Annotated in this window: 15 protein-coding genes; 3 read left to right on the top strand and 12 right to left on the bottom strand. The window is 74.4% G+C overall.

Going from position 1 to position 17,339, the window contains the following annotated elements; translation table 11 throughout:
- Positions 1 to 28: 28 nt before the first annotated feature.
- Positions 29 to 2,062: an AAA family ATPase gene (locus ACFYM2_RS27065; RefSeq protein ID WP_359007050.1), complete on the top strand. Its 2,034-nt coding sequence runs from the start codon at positions 29 to 31 to the stop codon at positions 2,060 to 2,062.
- 175 nt (positions 2,063 to 2,237) lie between these two features.
- Positions 2,238 to 2,762 carry a GNAT family N-acetyltransferase gene (locus tag ACFYM2_RS27060; protein ID WP_388457828.1) on the top strand — a complete coding sequence of 175 codons (525 nt, stop codon included), beginning with the start codon at positions 2,238 to 2,240 and terminating at the stop codon, positions 2,760 to 2,762.
- Between the two features lie 526 nt (positions 2,763 to 3,288).
- On the opposite strand, the gene ACFYM2_RS27055 is transcribed toward ACFYM2_RS27060, so the two are convergent.
- From ACFYM2_RS27055 to ACFYM2_RS27030, 6 genes are all read right to left on the bottom strand, one after another.
- Positions 3,289 to 4,014, bottom strand: coding sequence for a TetR/AcrR family transcriptional regulator (locus ACFYM2_RS27055; RefSeq protein WP_388839801.1), 726 nt, complete (start codon positions 4,012 to 4,014; stop codon positions 3,289 to 3,291).
- 13 nt (positions 4,015 to 4,027) lie between these two features.
- A complete protein-coding gene (locus ACFYM2_RS27050) occupies positions 4,028 to 5,092 on the bottom strand; it encodes a PDR/VanB family oxidoreductase (RefSeq protein ID WP_388461664.1) in 1,065 nt (354 codons plus the stop codon).
- 1 nt (position 5,093) lies between these two features.
- Entirely contained in the window at positions 5,094 to 5,981 is an 888-nt protein-coding gene (locus ACFYM2_RS27045) for a metal-dependent hydrolase (RefSeq protein ID WP_388839798.1), read from the bottom strand.
- 375 nt (positions 5,982 to 6,356) lie between these two features.
- The gene (locus ACFYM2_RS27040) at positions 6,357 to 8,300 is read right to left on the bottom strand and encodes a hypothetical protein (RefSeq protein WP_388461662.1); all 1,944 of its coding nucleotides are present in this window, start codon (positions 8,298 to 8,300) and stop codon (positions 6,357 to 6,359) included.
- Between the two features lie 78 nt (positions 8,301 to 8,378).
- Positions 8,379 to 9,173, bottom strand: a complete 795-nt coding sequence (locus ACFYM2_RS27035) for a tyrosine-protein phosphatase (protein WP_388461660.1) — start codon at positions 9,171 to 9,173, stop codon at positions 8,379 to 8,381.
- A 28-nt stretch (positions 9,174 to 9,201) separates the two neighbouring features.
- A complete protein-coding gene (locus ACFYM2_RS27030) occupies positions 9,202 to 9,783 on the bottom strand; it encodes a rhomboid-like protein (RefSeq protein ID WP_388839795.1) in 582 nt (193 codons plus the stop codon).
- Between the two features lie 98 nt (positions 9,784 to 9,881).
- Between ACFYM2_RS27030 and ACFYM2_RS27025 the strand changes: the two genes are divergently transcribed.
- Complete coding sequence (locus tag ACFYM2_RS27025; RefSeq protein WP_388839792.1) at positions 9,882 to 10,274, top strand: hypothetical protein; 393 nt, start codon at positions 9,882 to 9,884, stop codon at positions 10,272 to 10,274.
- Positions 10,275 to 10,332: 58 nt separating this feature from the next.
- On the opposite strand, the gene ACFYM2_RS27020 is transcribed toward ACFYM2_RS27025, so the two are convergent.
- The 6 genes from ACFYM2_RS27020 to glnII all read right to left on the bottom strand — a co-directional run bounded on the left by ACFYM2_RS27020 (position 10,333) and on the right by glnII (position 17,208).
- Positions 10,333 to 11,736, bottom strand: a complete 1,404-nt coding sequence (locus ACFYM2_RS27020; RefSeq protein WP_388839789.1) for a DUF1996 domain-containing protein — start codon at positions 11,734 to 11,736, stop codon at positions 10,333 to 10,335.
- 97 nt (positions 11,737 to 11,833) lie between these two features.
- A complete protein-coding gene (locus ACFYM2_RS27015; RefSeq protein WP_359007006.1) occupies positions 11,834 to 12,988 on the bottom strand; it encodes a methyltransferase in 1,155 nt (384 codons plus the stop codon).
- A gap of 53 nt (positions 12,989 to 13,041) precedes the next feature.
- Complete coding sequence (locus ACFYM2_RS27010; RefSeq protein ID WP_359007003.1) at positions 13,042 to 13,689, bottom strand: response regulator transcription factor; 648 nt, start codon at positions 13,687 to 13,689, stop codon at positions 13,042 to 13,044.
- Entirely contained in the window at positions 13,674 to 14,939 is a 1,266-nt protein-coding gene (locus tag ACFYM2_RS27005) for a sensor histidine kinase (RefSeq protein WP_388839786.1), read from the bottom strand. The genes ACFYM2_RS27010 and ACFYM2_RS27005 overlap by 16 nt, the downstream gene beginning before the upstream one ends.
- 138 nt (positions 14,940 to 15,077) lie before the next feature.
- Entirely contained in the window at positions 15,078 to 15,662 is a 585-nt protein-coding gene (locus tag ACFYM2_RS27000; RefSeq protein WP_358995601.1) for a winged helix-turn-helix domain-containing protein, read from the bottom strand.
- Between the two features lie 505 nt (positions 15,663 to 16,167).
- Positions 16,168 to 17,208 carry a glutamine synthetase gene (gene glnII, locus ACFYM2_RS26995; RefSeq protein WP_388839783.1) on the bottom strand — a complete coding sequence of 347 codons (1,041 nt, stop codon included), beginning with the start codon at positions 17,206 to 17,208 and terminating at the stop codon, positions 16,168 to 16,170.
- Between the last annotated feature and the right edge of the window lie 131 nt (positions 17,209 to 17,339).

The raw sequence follows: 17,339 nt of genomic DNA, 5'->3' as shown, positions 1-17,339 counted from the left end.
GGACCGCACTGTGGTCCAGACTGTGCCCGTGGTGGGGAATCTTCCTGCGGAGAGCACGAGTTTCATCGGGCGGTCGGGCGAACTGGCCACCCTGGACGGCCTCCTCGAACGACACCGGCTGGTCACGGTCACCGGGCCCGGCGGCGTCGGCAAGTCCCGCCTCGCGCTGCGGGCCGCCCGGCAAAGCGAGCAGCGCTACCCCGACGGCGTCTGGTGGGTGGAGCTGTCGCCGCTGCGGGACCGCGACTTGCTCGCCGCCACCGTCGCCGACGCCTTCGACGTCACCGACCAGAGCCTGCGCACCGCCTGCGAAGCGCTCTGCGGCCGCCTCGCCGGCCAGCACGCCCTCCTGGTGCTCGACACCTGCGAGCACCTGATCAGCGCGTGCGGCCACCTCATCGGCGAACTGCTCCAGGCCTCACCCGGACTCACCGTGCTCGCCACGAGCCGCCAGCCGCTGGGCAGGCCGCAGGAGCGCGTCCTCCCGCTGGAGCCGCTGCCGGTCGCGGGCGCGGCGCTGACCCTGTTCAAGGAGCGCGCCGTCGAGGCCGTGCCCCACCTCAGCTTCGACGACCCGGCCCGCGCGGCCGCCGCCGCCGACGTCTGCCACCGCCTCGACGGCATCCCGCTGGCCCTGGAGCTCGCGGGCGCCCGGCTCAAGACGTGGACGGTCGAACAGCTCGCCACCCGGCTCGGTTCCCGCTTCGACGTGCTCGCCGACACCGGGGTCGCCGCCCTGCCCCGCCACCAGACGCTGCGGACGGCCATCGGCTGGAGCCACGAGCTGTGCGAGCCCCTGGAGCGGCTGCTGTGGGCCCGGCTCTCCGTGTTCGCCGGCGGCTTCGACCTCGCCGCCGCCCAGGAGATCGGGGCGGGCGGCCCGCTGCCCGCGTGCGCCGTCGAGCAGGTCCTCGCCGGCCTCGTCGACAAGTCGGTGGTGCGCACCCGCCTCGCACCCTCGGGCCGCCTCAGCCACCGCATGCTGGACACCATCCGCGAGTACGGACTGCGCTGGCTCGACGAGCTCGGCGAGAGCCACGAGGCGGCCGACCGGCACGCCCGGCGCCTGCGGCGCGTCGCCCGCGAGGCGGAAGCGGCCTGGATGGGCCCGGGCCAGCTCGACGGGCACCGGCGCCTGGAAGCCGAACACGCCGACCTGCGCACCGCGCTCGAACACCTCCTGGCCACCGACCCCGAGGCCGCCCTCGACATGGCGGGCTCCCTCTGGTTCGTCTGGTTCTGCTGCGGCCGGGTGCGCGAGGGCCGAGGCTACCTCCAGCGCGCCCTCGACGGCTGCCCGGGGCCGGGGCCCCACCGCGCGGCCGCCGTCTGGGCGCTCGGCATGTGCGCCTTCCTCCAGGGCGACTTCGTCATCTCCCAACGCCTGGGCGAAGAGGCGTCCCGGGCCGCCCGCGACCCCGAACAGCGCCTGCGGGCGGCCTACTTGTACGGCGGCAGCGTCCTGATGCCGGGCGACCCGGAACGGGCCCTGGACATCCTCGACGCCGCCCTCGCCCAGGACACCGGGTTCTCGCCGGGCCGCGCCCTGTGCGCGCTCGCCCGGATCTACGCCCTCACCAACCTGGAGCGCCACACCGAGGCGTCCGCCGAGGCCGTCCGGCTGCGTGACGAGTGCGCGGCGCGGGACGAACGCTGGATGCGCGCGTACGCCGACTACATGCTGGCCGCCGGCGCGCTCGCGCTCGGCCGGCCCGCCGAGGCCGCCGCCCACGCCCGCGCCATGCTCGCCGGCAAACGCCTCCTGCACGACCGCTTCGGCATCGCGATGGGCCTCGACCTGCTGGCCTGCGCGGTCGCCGCCCAGGGCGAGAGCGAGGACGGCGCGCTGCTGCTCGGCGTGGGCCAGGAGTGCTGGCGCACGGTGGGCAGGGCGCAGATGGGCGCGCCCGAACTGCGGGCCGTACGCCGCCAGGGCGAGCGCCGGGCGCGCGCGGCGCTGGGCGACGGGGCGTACGACTCCGCCTTCGGCCGGGGGGTCGCCACGGGCCTGGACGACGCGCTGTCCCTCGCCCTCAAGGGGCCGCGCCGACAAGGGGGTTGAGCCCGGTTCGCCGCGACGGGGGCGATGCGGGTGCCCCTCCGGGGGCACGGGGAACTGCGCGGGGGGCCCAGCCCAGCACGGTCCGCAGGCGACAGCCGAACCACTGGGGCTTCGCCCCGGCCCGGGAGTCGCCCCGGCCCGCTCCGGCATGATCGTCCTGCGGCATGATCGTCCCATGACGTCCGAACCAGCGCTCGCCCTCGCCCTCGCCGACGAATCCGATCTGCCCGCGCTCACCGCGCTCTACGACGGGGCCGCGCGCTGGATGCGGGAGCGGGGCATCGACCAGTGGCAGCCCGGTGGCAAGGACGCCGCGCACTTCCGGCTGCGGATGTGGGAGGGCGAGGTGTGGCTCGCCCGCGCCGGCTCCGCCGTCGTCGGCGCCTGCGAACTGTGGTGGCGCGACGAGCCGGCCTGGGGCGAGCAGCCGCCGGTGGCCGGCTATGTGCACCGTCTGATGGTGGACCGCGCCACCGCGCCGCGCGGCACCGGTCGCGCCCTGCTCGCCCACGCGGAACGGCGCGTGGCCGATGCCGGACGGGCGCTGTGCCGCCTGGACTGCCGCTCGGACAACGCGGCGCTGGTCCGCTACTACGAGGGTGCGGGGTATGTGGTGGTCGGCGAGCAGGCCTCCAAGACGGACGGCGGGGGCAGCCCGTACGCGGTAACCCTGCTGGAGAAGCCCCTCCCCACCCCCTGAGACCCCGCCGGGCCACCCGGGCCGAGGGGATCTCGGCTGGGCCCCTGCCAAGGGAAACTCCGGCAGGGGCGCGGGCGCCGGACGGGCTGAGGACGCCTCGACCGCGCACCCCGCCAAGGGCAACCCCGGACAGGGGCGCGGGCGCCGGACGGGCTGAGCGGGGTCTCGGCTGGGCGGCCCGGCAAGGGCGACCCCGGTAGGGGCGCGGGGAACTGCGCGGGTGACCCAGCACGGTCCGCAGATGACAGCCGAGCCGCTGGGGCTTCGCCCCCGACCCCGGGAGCCGCCCCGCCCCGCCCCTTCCCGAAACCCTCCGGGGGTGAAAGCCGGGCCGAGCCCTCCGGGGCTCCGCCCCGCACCCCGTTTCGCGCCTGAAGGGCGCTCGTCCTCAATCGCCGGACGGGCTGAGGATGCCTCGGCCGGGCGCCCCGCCAAGGGCGACCCCGACAGGGGCGCGGGGAACTGCGCGGGTGACCCAGCACGGTCCGCAGGTCCTCGCGCCCCCACGGGGCCCGCGCCGGCTAAGTCAGCCCGTCCGGCACGTGAGGACGGGCGGGGTGGCGCCGGGGAGCAGGGCGGTCAGGCGTGTCAGCAGCTCGGCGAACGGGCCGTCCGCCGGCTCCGCCGCCAGCATCCGCAGCATGATCGCCGCCATCTCCTCGTCATGGGCCGCACTCACCGCCGCCAGCGCCGCGAAGTCGTGCACCAGCTGCAACTCCAGCTCGCCACGCGGAATGCGCCGCCCGTCCAGCCAGATCAGCGCCGTCGACTCGGCGAGCGAGACCCACGACCGTACGACCAAATCGAGCCGCGCGGGCGGCTGTTGGACACCCAGGTGCGCCAGGATCTGGAGCCGCGCGGCGTCACGCACCTCGTCGATCATGGCGTTAGCGGTGGACGAGCCGACGGCCGGGCCGCCCCGCATCAGGGCGGAGAAACCGGGCCCGTGCTCCTCGACGAAGTCGAAGAACCGCCCCATCACCCGCAGCAACCGGGCCCCCAGCGGCCCCTCTTGGGGCTCCACGAAGCGGTCCGCGAGCTCGTCCGCCGCCCGGCGCAGCGCCGCCTCGTACAGGCTCTGCTTGCCGGGGAAGTAGTGGTACACCAGCGGCCGCGAGATCCCCGCGGCCGCCGCTATCTCGTCGATGGACACATCGTCGGGCGAGCGGTGGCTGAACAGGTCGAGGGCGACCTGGATCAACTGCTGCCTGCGCTCCTCGACGCCCATCCTGCGCCGTACCCCGGTCGTCATGCGAACAGAGTACCTATAGGTCGAGCACCAGCCTCCCGCCGCGCGACCTCGATACGCAGACCAGCAGGGAATCCTCGCGCTCCGCGTCCGTCAGGAGCTCGTCGCGGTGGTCCATCTCGCCCTCGATGACGCGCTGTTGGCACGTTCCGCAGAAGCCCTGCTCGCAGGAGTAGGAGATGCCAGGCACCTCGGCGCGCAGCACCGACAGCAGCGTCCGGTCGGCCGGGACGGCCAGCGTGCGGCCCGAGCGGCGCAGTTCGACCTCGAACCCGGCGCCCATCGAGGCCGCGCCGGGCGCGAACCGCTCCAGGTGCGGGGGCCGCCCCGGCCCGAGCACCGCGACGACCGCGTCCATCAACGGTTCGGGTCCGCAGCAGTAGACGGCCGCGTCGGCTGGGCAGGCGGCGAGGAACGCGGCGAGGTCGGGCCGCCCGGATTCGTCCTCGGCGACGACACTGACCCGCGCGCCGAACGCCTCGATCTCGTCGAGGAAGGGCATGGCCGCCCGCGACCGCCCCCCGTACAGCAGCCGCCACGGCACGCCTGCGGCCTCAACTGCCCTGATCATGGGCAGGACGGGCGTGATCCCGATGCCGCCCGCGACGAACACGTACGAGTCGGAGGCCACCAGCGGGAAGCGGTTGCGGGGCCCGCGCACGGAGAGCTCGACCGCCTCCTTGAGCTGTTCGTGCACCTCGCGCGAGCCGCCCCTGCCGTCCGCGATGAGCCGGGTGGCGATGGTGTAGGAGGCGCGGTCGGCGGGATCGCCGCAGAGCGAGTACTGCCGTACGAGACCGGAGGGCAGCACCAGGTCGAGGTGGGCGCCGGGCTCCCAGGCGGGCAGCTCGGCCCCGTCGAGCGCTTCGAGGCGCAGCCGTACGACGCCTTCGGCGGGTTCGGTCCGCTCGGTGACCGTCAGCCGCAGGGCGACGGTGGAGCGACGGGCGCCGTGCCCCGATATGGGGTGCTCAAGGGCGGGCAGCGGCCACAGCGGGGAGGCGCCTATGCGGCGGCGCAGGGCGCGCCGGGTGAGCAGCGCGGCCCCGGCGGCCAGGGCGAGGGTGGTGGCACGGCGCATGTCAGCGGCCTCCGTTGGCGCCGGGGGACGCGGCGAGATACGCCAGGGCCTGCGCCGTACTGCCCTCCTGCGAGGGGTGGTAGGCGCGGCTCAGATAGCGCGGTATGGACTTCAGCATCGCGGGCGTGGACGGCAGCATCCCGCTCCTGCCCGCGCGGTAGAACCGGCCCAGGCTCGCCCGGCCCGTGCCCGGCGTCGGGTCGTGGTCCATGAAGAAGCGGGCGCCGCGCTGCCACAGGAAGGCGAGCGCGGCGAACGCGGTCGCCCAGGTCCGCACCCGGCGCCGGTAGCCGCCGTCGACGTGCTGGAACAGCTCGAAGGCGACCGAGCGGTGCTCGACCTCCTCGGCGCCGTGCCAGCGCAGCAGGTCCAGCATCATCGGGTCGGCGCCGCGTTCGTCCAGCGCCTGGGCGTTGAGGATCCAGTTGCCGAGGAAGGCGGTGTAGTGCTCGATCGCCGCGATCGTGGCGACCCGCTCCATCAGCCACCACTTCCGTGCCCGGCCCGGCGGCAGCGTGCGGTCCCCGAGCAGCTTCTCGAACAGCCAGTCCACCTGCGCGGTGTAGGGCGTCGGGTCCAGGCCGAGCTTCTTGAGGTGGGGGAGTACGTCGTCGTGCGCGGCGGAGTGCATCGCCTCCTGGCCGATGAACCCGATGACGTCCTCGCGCAGCCGGTCGTCCGTGATGTACGGCAGGACCTGCTTGTAGACGTGCACGAACCAGCGCTCACCGGCGGGGAGCAGCAGGTGCAGCACGTTGATGGTGTGGCCGGTGAACGGGTCGCCGGGTATCCAGTGCAGGGGCGTGCCGTCCCAGGCGAACGAGACGGCGCGGGCCTTGAGCTCGATGCGCTCCTCCGCGACCGGAGCGGGCTGCGGCGTATTAGACATGGCGTCAATGTACTGATGGGTACGCCGCGGCGACAGGGGTCGGGACCGGTTTGTTGCGCTGCGGCGCGTGAGGGCCGGGGGCGGCCCGGGGGAAGGGGGAGGTGCGGCCGGGCGGTCGCGGCAGCCGGGGAGCGAGCGAGGCCGCCTGGCACCCGACCCCCGGAAGCCGGCCCCGGCCGTTCCAGGGTCGCGGGCTTGGTCGCTCAGAGGTTGCGGGTCCGGGCGTTCCACGGTTGCGGGTCCGGCCGCTCCGAAGCTGCGGCCCCCGGCCGCTCGGAGGTTGCGGGGTCCCGGGCGCTCCAGGGTCGCGTGGCCCCGCCGCTCCAAGGTCGCGGCCCCCGCCGCCCCAAGGTCGCGGCCCCCCGCCGTCGGCGATCAGCGCAGGGTCGCGATCGGACTCCCGTCGGACAGTCGTCCGTTGAGTTCGGCGCGTGCGCCTTCCTTCGCGCGGACGGCCAGCAGGTTGCCCCGCTCGTTCGCGGTCATTCCGCCCGTCAGCGCCACCGACGCCACCTGCTCACTGCCCGCCGCCAGCACGAACCACGTGCCGCCGCGCGACTTCCACAACACCCCCGCGAGCACCCGCGCCTCACGCTGCCCGCAGGCCGCCGAGTTCTCCGCGCGGGCCGCGATCGCGCCGGGTGCGAGCCGGGTCGAGGGCGCCTGGAACTGCGCGAACACCCGGCTGCCCGCGCCCCGCCAGGTCTCCGCGCGCGTACAGATCCACGAGGCGGCGCCGTTGTTCTCGGGCAGCGCCTGCTGGGCGAACTGCCAGTCGTTCACCGAACGCACCCCGTGCGAGCGGACGGTCGGCAGCAGGCAGGCGGTCCGCGCCCAGCCCTCGCGCGCGGCGCGGTCCCCGACGTCGTGGGGGCTGGACGGCGGCCCCCACGTCAGCCGGGCCGGCGCGAGCTCCCCGAGGTCGGTCACGAGCCGCACCCCGCTGTCGTCACGGAACTCAAGCGCCTCCCAGGACGTGCACTGGCGGGGCTGCGCGGGGAAGATGACCGGGTCGCTCACCCCGTCCTTGTCCCGGTGCAGCGGCCGCGCCCCCGCGCCCGGCGTGAGCAGATCGCGTACGGAGGCCTCGCGCACCCAGGGCGCCGTCAGATAGCGCACATTGCCGTCGGTCCTGCCCACCACGAGCGCGCTCGCGGAGGCCGCGTCCGCCGCGTCCACCCGCGCGAAGTCGAGCGCGGCGCCGGCCGTGCCCTGGCGTGGCTCGGCATAGCGGGCCACCCGCAGCCCGTCGTAGAACAGCACCACCCTGGCCCGGTCCACATCGCCCGCGAACAGCAGCTGGGGCGCGCCCATCGGCGGGCCGGACGGGGTGCCGGGCGTCGCCGACACCTGGACCGCCGCGCCCGGCCGCGCCCACACCGCGAGCGCCCGCCGCAACAGCCCCGTGTCGGCGGTGAGATCGCCCCGGGCCGGCCAGACGGAGAAGTCCGTACGGGTCGCGGTCGTCCACGCCGTGGGCTCGACCCGCAGCAGGTGCCCGGGGTCGAGCGCGGCCCGGGCCGCCGGGTTCTGCGCGTAGGCCGGCGCGGCAGGACCGTCGGGCCCCCAGCCGTCGCCCGGAAGCCCGACCAGCGCCCCGCACACCACGAGCGCGGCGACGGCGGCGAGCGCGGCCTTGCCGTGCTGGCGGCGGCGCATCAGGTCGGTGGGGCGCGCCTGGAGCGAGCAGGGGTCGAACTCGGCGGATTCGAGCAGCCCGGCCGGCGTCTCGGTGGCGACGGCCTCGGCCAGTGCCAGGCGCGCCTCGGTGACCCCGGCCGAGGCCAGCTCCGCGCACACCTCCTCGTCCCCGAGCCGTTCGAGGCCGCGCAGCACACAGGCCGCGCGCGCGGGCCCGGACAGCGCCGAGAGGCGCTGGTCGAGGGCGAGTTCGTCGGCGCCGCCCGAGCGCGGGAACAGCCGCAGGCCCCAGACCTGGGGCAGCAGCGGGGGGAACTGCGCCCGCTTGGGCCAGGCCCTGCGCCGCAGCGGGAGCCCCGCTTCGAGGGCCTGGCGCACCACCCGCCGCCGCACATACGCATACCCCGGCCCGCCGCCCGCGTCGGCCCGCCGCGCCGCCGGGATCAGCCCCTCGCCCGCGCCGTCACCGCGGCCGCCGCGGCCGCGCGGCAGGGAGCGCTGCACGATCGCGTGCGCGGTCAGCACCCGGCGGTTGCGCCCGAGGGAGGGCGGCAGTACGAGATAGGCGAGCCGCACCAGGCGTGGGTAGTGCTCGACGAGCGCGGCCTCGGCCTGCTCGACGCCGACGGAGGGGGCGGGTGGGTTGAGGATGTCCTGCTCTGGGGCCACGTTCAGCAAAACGAGCGAATGTGGAGATGGTCACCCCGGGCCCCAACGGGCCCCTCCTTCAGGCGAGTTGACGCCCGGCCGGGCCGATCACGCGATGAGCCGTTCGCGCAGCCGGGCGACCGCGTCGTCGGACACCCCCAGCCCGTCGCGGACGTACGTCTCCATCGAGCCGTACTCCGTGGCGACCTGGTCGAGGGCCGCCGCCAGATACGCGGGCACCACCCCGATGACGGCCAGCGCGATCTCGGGGTCGCCGCCCTGCGCGACGAAGCCCTCGACGAGCGGCGCGAACGCCTGGCGCACCGCCGGGTTGACCGACAGGTACTCCCGCTCGATCGTCGCCTCGTCCGCGCCGAGCAGCGCGAGGATCACCGACGCGCCCCAGCCCGTACGGTCCTTGCCCGCCGTGCAGTGGAACAGCAGCGGGCCCGCGTCGTCGGCGGCCAGCTCCGTCAGGAGGGTGCGGTAGGCGGCGCGCGCCGAGCCGGAGGAGACCAGCGAGCGGTAGGTGTCGGCGAACAGCGTCTGCGCCCGGCCGCCGCCGAGGTGCTTCTCGGCGAGCGCCGGGTCGGCCAGGACGTGCTTGAGCTGCGCGGCGGCGGGCGCGCCCGATGCGGAGATCTTGTCCGCGAGCGCGTCGGCGACCAGCAGCCGCGCCCCGGCCGGCACCCGGTCGGGATGGTCGGCGCGCTCGGCGGCGGTGCGCAGGTCCACGATCGTCCGTACGCCGAGCGCGGCCACCGCCGGGTCGGCGCCCGCGTCCATGCGGTCGAGCTGGCCGGCGCGGAGGACCAGACCGGTGCGGACCGTGTGGCCGCCGGAGAGCGGGGTGGAGCCGAGGTCGCGCAGGTTGGCGACGGTGGTGGCGGGGATCGCGATCATGGGCGGGCGGCTCCTGAGCAGGGGAAATCTACCGGTTTCGAACCGAACGGTAGTCCACGGCCGCCGCGAGCCCGAGGCCGAGGCCCAGTGCCGTCAGGTGTCCCGCGTCGGTGAAGGTGCGCCCCGGCCGCAGCACGGGCCGCGCGGTGAGCGCGAGCAGGGCGAGGCGGGCGCCGCCGCGCACCGGGCCGCGCGGAAGGGCCGAGGTGAGCGCGCCGAGGAGCGCGTAGAGGCCGTAGCTGGGGCCCACGTCCACGGCGCGCCGGACGGCGGGCGAGGGGCGGCTCGCGCGCAGCCCCCCGTACACCAGGAGCGTCGCGCCCACGTGGCCGAGCAGGAAGACGCCGGCCGCCCACCAGGCGCCCCGCGCGTACTCGGCGTATCCGAGGACGGCGACCAGGAGCAGCGCGTACGGCAGCTCCATCGGCTCCTCGACGAACAGCGCGCTGGTGGCGAGCGTCGACCAGCGCCCGGCGGACAGGTTGTCGACGTTGGTGGAGCACGAGCGCAGCAGGTCCTGGCGGTCCGCCGCCGGCAGCAGGCGGCGGGAGGCGTTCGCGATGAGCTGGACGCCGCCGACGTAGGCCGGCGCGAGGATGGGTACACGCATGCGTCCATGATCGGCCATCGGCGGCCGGCGCGTGCGGCCACCCGGGCACTGTTGCCAACTCCCCTTGTTTTTACGGGAGTTGGGTGCAGGATGGGGTGATGCGCAATGAAGCACGAGTGGTCCTTGGGGTGGTGGTGGCCGCCGTCGTGATGAGCGGCTGTGGTACGTCGTCGGCGCCGCACGAGCCGGAGCCCGCGACCGGCACCCTGGAGCAGCTGGCCGCGCGGGCCGCCTGCCACCCGGTCCTGTCCACCGATTCGGCGGAGCTGCGCCAGGCCAACTGCGCCACCGGGTACGGCCGTTACGTGCTCGCCACCTTCGCCACCGACCGGGGCCAGCGCGAATGGATCAACGAGGCGAAGGACTACGGCGGGGTCTATCTGGTCGGGCGCAGGTGGGTGGCGGTCGGCGATCCCTCGGTGGTCACGGCACTGCGCGGCCGGCTCGGTGGCAGTGTCGAGACCGGGGACGTGCATTCCGGGCACAATTGACACTGACCGGCCCGGCCGCGCCGCGGCAGGTGCCTCTTTCGCGCTCGCGCGCAAGATGTCAGGCGCAGGCGCGCCCCGTGTTGATGCAGTTCACCACCTTCCCCATCAGCTGATCGCTGAAGACGTCGATGAAGTCACCGTGATCGGTGACCGGCTTGTGCAGCTGCTCGGGAAACGAGTCCACGGCGAAGGCGCCGGCCTTGGCGGGCACGTCGTAGACGATGCGCTGCACGAGTTGGGGGATCGCCTTGAATCCGGCGGGACAGGCGCCCCGCTTGTCGGCGAAGGCCACATGGGTGCGGTGGTTGGCGCTGTCGGTGTCGCGCCCGTCCCAGCAGCTCTGGAACTTGAGGGTGCGCACCACCTTGCTGCCCTGCGGACACAGCGGATACTTGTCCTTGAGCCGGCGGTTCTCGAAGCCGGTGCAGCTCCAGGAGGCATTGGCGTTGGCATTGCCATTGGTGAACGCCTTGGCGTCGCCCGTGATGATCCGCAGGAAGCGCGGCATCGCGGTGACCTTGCTCACCGGGGATCCGGCATAGGTGATCGTGGCCTGCGCCGGGGTCTGGATCTTCCCGACGTTGCGGTCCTTGCCGCCGCCGTCGGCCCGCGCGTCGGCGTCGTTGCCCTGGTTCAGGACCCGCACGACCGGCCAGTAGTAGGTGGACCTGTCGCCCTGGTCACGGCAGCTGGTGGCGCCCCTTGCGAGGTCGGCGTCGCTGGAGAACGCGTCGGTCGCCTGGTTGCCGACGTAGTCGTGGGTGTGGTGGGCGCCATTGCTCACACCCGGCGCGACGATCACGTTGTCGGGGTTGCGCTTGGCGTTCTCGTTGCGCCCGCAGTCGCTGGTGAAGGTGCCGGTCGAGGCGGCGCGGCCGGGCGCGGGCGCGGAGGTGTCGGGCCGCACCGAGCGGATGTCGACGAAGTCGCTCCGCGCGGGGCCCGAGGCGGCGAGGGCGGGCGCCGGGCCGGGACGGGTGTCGTCGGCCCGCATCGTGCAGGCGGCAAGACCCCGGTCCTTGAGGGCCGGCTCTCCAGTGGTGTCGGCGATCTGCCCGATGGAAGCGGTCCGCTGCTTCTTGAGCGGGGCGAGCACCATGCTGTCCGCGAGAGAGGGATCGCGCTGGATCCGGTCCTGGTTGTCGGCGAACGTCGTGTACGCGTCGGTGATCTGCGTGTCCAGGGCCGCGAGCTGGCGGCCCACGCGGGACTTGGCCGTCTCGGGCACCGTGGCCAGCGCCTCGCCGACGTCGGGGCAGTCGATGGTCGACACCATCCTCATCTGCGCCATGCCGGACCCGGACCCGGAGCCTGAGCCGCCCGGGGGGCCGCTCTCGCTGGCGGATGCGTAGACATTGACCGCGGCGAGCCCACCACCGCCCAGCAGGAGGGCGGCGGCGGCCAGCATCATCCGGCGGGGGAGGGCCGGACGTTTTCGGGATGAGCGTGCGATGCGTCCCATGGAACTCCTTCGCTCGAAGCGCGCAGTTCCATACGGATGTGAGGCGTGGGGCGTTCAACGCCTCAGGAGATCCAGGGGAGTTGGGCCGCCGCCGGCGTCAGCGCGCCCGCTTCACCGCCCGCAGCACCACGAACTTCGGGTCGGACGCGACCAGTTCGCAGGTGCCGAACATGCGGCGCAGCTTCTCGTGGTAGCCCAGATGGCGGTTGCCCACCACCCACAGCTCACCGCCGTCGCGCAGCGCGGTGCGGGCGTCGGCGAACATGCGCGTGGAGGTGCGGTCCGTCGTGGTCTGGTGGGTGTGGAAGGGCGGGTTGTTCAGGACCAGGTCGGCCGTGCCCGGCTCGAACGCGGCGAGCCCGTCACCGAGATGGAAGTCGGCCTCCCGCGCGGACCCCGCGCACATCCGGAACGTGGCCTCGGCCGACGCCATGGCGGGATGCGACTCGTCGGCGAAGGTGACGTGCGCCTCGGGGTTGGCGAGCGCCGCCGCCGTCCCCACGATGCCGTTGCCGCAGCCCAGGTCCACCACCCGGTCGGGGCCCGTGCGCTCGGGCAGGTGCTGGAGCAGGAAGCGGGTGCCGATGTCGAGGCGGTCGGCGCAGAACACCCCGGCGTGATTGGTCACCGCGAGCCCGGAGGCGGGGCCGATGCCCAGCTCGAGGGAGTACGTCAAGGGCCAGGGGTTGCGGGGCCTGGTGAGCTCCGGATCCGGCGTGGTGAAGATCAGCCGGGCCTTCTTCTCGGCCAGCGAGGTCTTCGTCGGGCCCAGGATCCGCTCGAACAGGCTCAGCGTCGAGGTGTGGATCTCCTTGACCATGCCGGTGCCGAGCACGACCGTACCGGCGTGCACCGAGGGCGCGATCCGGTGCAGCTGGTCCTCCAGGAGGCCCAGGCTCTTGGGTACGCGGACGAGCAGCACGTCGACCCGCCCGGGCACCTCGTCCCGGGTCGAAAGCAGCGTCACGGAATCCGGCGCGAAGCCGGCCCGTGCCACATTGGCGCGGGTCGCCTCCTGCGCCAGGAAGGAGTCGCTGATCTGGGCCGGACGGTGCGCGGCCAGCGCCGTCGTGAGCGCGCCCCAGCGGTCGCCGATGACGACGACACTCCCCGCCGGGTCCACGCCCCCGGTCTCGGCGAGGTGGCGCAGCAGATACTCGTCGGCGGCGTCCCAGGCCCGCAGCGGGTCGCGGGGGTCTTCGGGGAATCGGGTCAGGTCGTGCTCGCCCCAGGGCGTGATCATGCGGTTCATTGTGTGCCAGGCTAACCCGGAACGCCCCCGGGGCTCCGCCGCCCGGGCCCGGCTCAGCCCCGGTCGAGATGGGCGAGCACCGCGAGCACCCTGCGGTTGTCGTCGTCGGAGACCGGCAGGCCCAGCTTCGCGAAGATGTTGGAGGTGTGTTTGGCGACGGCCCGCTCGGTGACCACGAGGCGTTCGGCTATCGCCGTGTTCGAGCGGCCCTGCGCCATCAGCTCCATGACCTCGCGCTCGCGCGGCGTGAGCATCCCGAGCGGCCGGTCGCGCTCGCGGCGTGCCAGCAGCTGCTGGATCACCTGCGGGTCCATCGCGGTGCCGCCGCCCGCCACCCGGCGCACCGCGTCGATGAACTGCTCCGCGTCGAACACCCGGTCCTTGAGCAGGTAGCCCACCCCGCCGGTGCCGTCGGCCAGGAGCTCGCGCGCGTACAGCTGCTCCACGTGCTGGGACAGGACGAGCACCGGCAGGCCGGGCCGGGCGCGGCGGGCGGCGAGCGCGCACTGGAGGCCTTCGTCGGTGCCCGAGGGCGGCAGCCGCACATCGACGATCGCGACGTCCGGCGTGAGCTCGTCGAGGGCCGAGGTCAGCTCCGGCCCGCTCGCCACGGCGGCAAGGATCTCAAAACCGAAGGCCTCCAGCATCCGGACGAGACCGTCGCGCAGCAGGAACAGGTCTTCGGCTAGGACAACGCGCACGGGATCTCCATCGTCACCACGGTGGGACCGCCGACGGGACTGCTGACGGCCAGGACGCCGTCGAAGGTACCGAGCCGCCGCTCCACCCCGCTCAGGCCGCCGCCCGCCCCGGCCTTCGCGCCGCCCCCGCCATTGTCACCGACCAGCACCCGCAGCGCGCCCCTGCCGTACGACACATCGACCCACAGCCGGCCGGCCCCCGCGTGCTTGACGGCGTTGGTCAGCAGCTCGCTGACCGCGAAGTACGCCGCCGACTCCACCGGCGCCTCGGCGCGCGCGCCGTGCGGCACATCCACCGTCACCTCGGTCGGCACCGGCAGGCGCAGCGCGAGCGCCCGTACCGCGTCGGGCAGTCCGCGCTCGGCGAGCACCGGCGGGTGGATGCCGCGCACCAGGTCGCGCAGCTCGGTCAGGGCCTCGGCGGAGGCGGCACGGGCCGTGGCGACCAGGCGCTTGGCCCGCTGAGGGTCCCGGTCGATGAGCGCTTCCACGGCGCCCAGGTCCATGCCCATGGCGACCAGGCGGGCCTGCGCCCCGTCGTGCAAGTCCCGCTCGATGCGGCGCAGTTCGGCCGCCGAGGCGTCCACGGCGTCGTGCCGCGTCTCGGTCAGGCGGTCCACGCGCCGCTCCAGTTCCCTCTCGCGGGAGGGGGCGAGCAGCGCGCGGGTGAGCCGGAAGTGGCCGCGCAGCAGGGCCGGTCCGACGAACACGCCGAGCACGCAGATCGCGGTTCCGAGCGCCGCCGCCGCGTAACCGCTCGCGCGGTCGGTGACGTGCACGAACAGGAACCAGACGCCGCCCGCGCCGGCGAGCGGCCGCCAGGCGCCGAGCGCGATGACCCAGCCGTACACCACGTACAGGAGCAGGACGGCCGGCAGGATCGCGGTGAGGAACCCGGCCGTCATGTCGGCGAGCAGCCAGAGCAGGGCGCGCCAGGTGGCGCCGGAGCGCAGGAGCGCGGCACACCGCAGGACCGGGCCCGCGAGGCCCGGGCGGGCCGGTGCGGCCGGGCGGGGCGGCGGGATCCGTACGCCGCTCCAGCGCAGGGCCAGGTTCCTGCGGCGCTCGGCGTGGGCCCGCACGCCCCCGAGGGCCCACGGGAGGGCGAACACGCCGACGCCGGCCGGTATGAGGGCGATCGCGACGACGCTCAGGGTGAACAGCAGGAGCGACCCCACCAGCGCGGCCGGTGCGAGCGCGAGCCCCCGCACCCCCGCCGAGAACGCGTCCCGTGCCTTGCTCGCCGCCATCGTTGCCCCGTTTCCCTGGTGCCGCTGGTCCGGCCCCCAGTGTCGCCGCATGCCGCGGCGCGGGTCACGGGGTTTCGCCCCCGTCCGCACGGTGGTGCCGGCACCACCGTGCGGACGGGGGCTCGGGCGGGGCGCCGATCAGGGCGCGTACTTGTACCCCACGCGCCGCACCGTCTGGATCGCCCCCCGGTGCTCGGCGCCCAGCTTGCGCCGCAGCCGCGCCACGTGGACGTCCACGGTGCGGCCGTCGCCGACGTGCCCGTAGCCCCACACGGTGCTCACCAGCTGGTCGCGGGTGTGCACCCGGTGGGGGTGCGCCACGAAGTGGGCCAGGAGCTCGAACTCCAGGTAGGTGAGGTCGAGTTGGCGGCCGTCCACCTCGGCGGTGCGGCGCGCGGAGTCGATGCGTACGAGCGCGTCACCGCCCGCGGCGGAGGGCCCGGCCGGCGCCGGCGTCAGGGGCTCGGGCGCCGTGGTGAGCACCGGGGCCCGCTGGTCGGCGGGGACGAGCACGAGGTAGCCCACCATCGGCGGGCGGCCCGGCAGCGCGGGCAGGGAGTGCTGGGGCGCGGGCAGCCAAGTGGCGCCCGGCGGAAGGAAGTCGAGGACCTGGCCGGCGCCGGGCCCGGCCACCTCGTCGCGGTCCACGGCCCGCAGGCGGTGGCGGCCGAGCGGCAGCGGGGCGGTGGCGTCGGGGGCCGGGGAGGTACGGGTGTTCGCCATGAGGGGTCAGCTCTTTCGCGCGGGGAGTCGTCAACGGGGGACGTACGTCGGTGCGCGCGGGCCGAAGGCCTGGAGTGGATCGAGGCGTTAGAGGGCCGGCGCGTTCCTCGCGCGGCAACACACCCGGTCGAAGTCGTGGTCCTGGCGGGACGGCCAGAACGGCTCGAGGTCGCTGCGACCCGTCACGGAGTTCTGGAAGCTGGACATGGGCCCATTCAACCAGACGGACCGGCCCGCGCAGCAGCCCCTCCCACGGACTGGCACGTACCGCTGGCACTGCGTCACCCGGAATCATGCGCCCCGGGCCGAGGGGGCGCGGGTTGGGTGGGGACATGGCGAAGGGCGCCACCGCCGGGGCGGGGGCGCCCAGTTGACCGGGGCGGGGGCGGAGCGCGGCCCGAGCACAGCCGGGGCACAGCCGGGGCGCGGCCCGAGCGCGGCCCGAGCACAGCCCGGGCACGGCGGCGCGGGGCCGGCCGCGCCCGCGTCCGGACGGCCGTGGGGGTCAGGCCCGGCCGGCCTTCTCCAGGCCGGCGCAGCAGGTGTCGACGATGAGCCGGGTCACCACGTACGGGTCGACGTTGGCGTTGGGGCGCCGGTCCTCGATGTAACCCTTCTTGTCCACCTCGACCTGCCACGGGATGCGCACCGAGGCGCCGCGGTCCGAGACGCCGTACTTGTACTCGTCCCAGGGGGCCGTCTCGTGCAGACCGGTCAGCCGGTCGTCGATGCCCGCGCCGTAGTTCTTCACGTGGTCCATCGGCTTGGAGCCCTCGCCCAGCGCCTCGCACGCGGTGGTGATCGCGTCCCAGCTCCGGTCACCTTCCCGCATCGCCCGGGTGGAGAAGTTGGTGTGCGCGCCCGCGCCGTTCCAGTCGCCCTTGACCGGCTTGGGGTCGAGGGTCGCCGACACGTCGAAGTCCTCGGCGGTGCGGTACAGCAGCCAGCGGGCGATCCACAGCTGGTCGGAGACCTCCAGGGGGCCGACCGGGCCGACCTGGAACTCCCACTGGCCCGGCATCACCTCGGCGTTGATGCCCGAGATGCTGAGGCCCGCGGCCAGGCAGTGGTCGAGGTGCTTCTCGACGATCTCGCGGCCGAAGATCTCATCGGCGCCCACACCGCAGTAGTAGCCGCCCTGCGCGGCCGGGAAGCCGTTCACGGGGAAGCCGAGGGGGCGGGCGCCGTCGAAGAACGTGTACTCCTGCTCGATGCCGAAGATCGCCTCCTGCGCCGCGAAGCGCTCGGCCACCGGACGCAGCAGCGCGCGGGTGTTGGAGGCGTGCGGCGTCCCGTCGATGTCGAAGACCTCGCACAGGACCAGGATGTTCTCGCCGCCGCGGATCGGGTCCTGGCAGGAGAAGACGGGCTTGAGCACGCGGTCGGACGCGTGGCCCTCGGCCTGGTTGGTGCTCGACCCGTCGAAGCCCCACAGCGGCAGCTCCTCGACGCCGGCCGGCGAACCGGCCATGATCTTCGTCTTGGAGCGGAGCTTGGCGGTGGGCTCGGTGCCGTCGATCCAGATGTACTCGGCCTTGAACGTCACGGAAGCCATCCTTTGCGGGAGCTGCGGGAGCTGCGGGAGCTGCGGGGGAGCCGCGGGGTGCCCGCGCCCTGCCACGCCGCGTCGCCCGCTGTCCGAGCGGCAGCCTCACACGGCGAAATTTCCCGTCCGTT

The sequence above is a fragment of the Streptomyces sp. NPDC006711 genome (assembly GCF_042869775.1).
Classification (GTDB): domain Bacteria; phylum Actinomycetota; class Actinomycetes; order Streptomycetales; family Streptomycetaceae; genus Streptomyces.
Note: the sequence above shows the minus strand (reverse complement) of the source record. Positions and strands in the feature narration are given on the sequence as shown.

Bases quoted from the DNA above. Each gene is read 5' to 3' on its own strand.
- ACFYM2_RS27030 (WP_388839795.1), bottom strand. From the start codon at position 9,783: ATGCGTGTACCCATCCTCGCGCCGGCCTACGTCGGCGGCGTCCAGCTC.
- ACFYM2_RS27055 (WP_388839801.1), bottom strand. From the start codon at position 4,014: ATGACGACCGGGGTACGGCGCAGGATGGGCGTCGAGGAGCGCAGGCAG.
- ACFYM2_RS27045 (WP_388839798.1), bottom strand. From the start codon at position 5,981: ATGTCTAATACGCCGCAGCCCGCTCCGGTCGCGGAGGAGCGCATCGAG.
- ACFYM2_RS27060 (WP_388457828.1), top strand. From the start codon at position 2,238: ATGACGTCCGAACCAGCGCTCGCCCTCGCCCTCGCCGACGAATCCGAT.
- ACFYM2_RS27050 (WP_388461664.1), bottom strand. From the start codon at position 5,092: ATGCGCCGTGCCACCACCCTCGCCCTGGCCGCCGGGGCCGCGCTGCTC.
- ACFYM2_RS27025 (WP_388839792.1), top strand. From the start codon at position 9,882: ATGCGCAATGAAGCACGAGTGGTCCTTGGGGTGGTGGTGGCCGCCGTC.
- ACFYM2_RS27035 (WP_388461660.1), bottom strand. From the start codon at position 9,173: ATGATCGCGATCCCCGCCACCACCGTCGCCAACCTGCGCGACCTCGGC.
- ACFYM2_RS27000 (WP_358995601.1), bottom strand. From the start codon at position 15,662: ATGGCGAACACCCGTACCTCCCCGGCCCCCGACGCCACCGCCCCGCTG.
- ACFYM2_RS27015 (WP_359007006.1), bottom strand. From the start codon at position 12,988: ATGAACCGCATGATCACGCCCTGGGGCGAGCACGACCTGACCCGATTC.
- ACFYM2_RS27020 (WP_388839789.1), bottom strand. From the start codon at position 11,736: ATGGGACGCATCGCACGCTCATCCCGAAAACGTCCGGCCCTCCCCCGC.
- ACFYM2_RS27005 (WP_388839786.1), bottom strand. From the start codon at position 14,939: ATGGCGGCGAGCAAGGCACGGGACGCGTTCTCGGCGGGGGTGCGGGGG.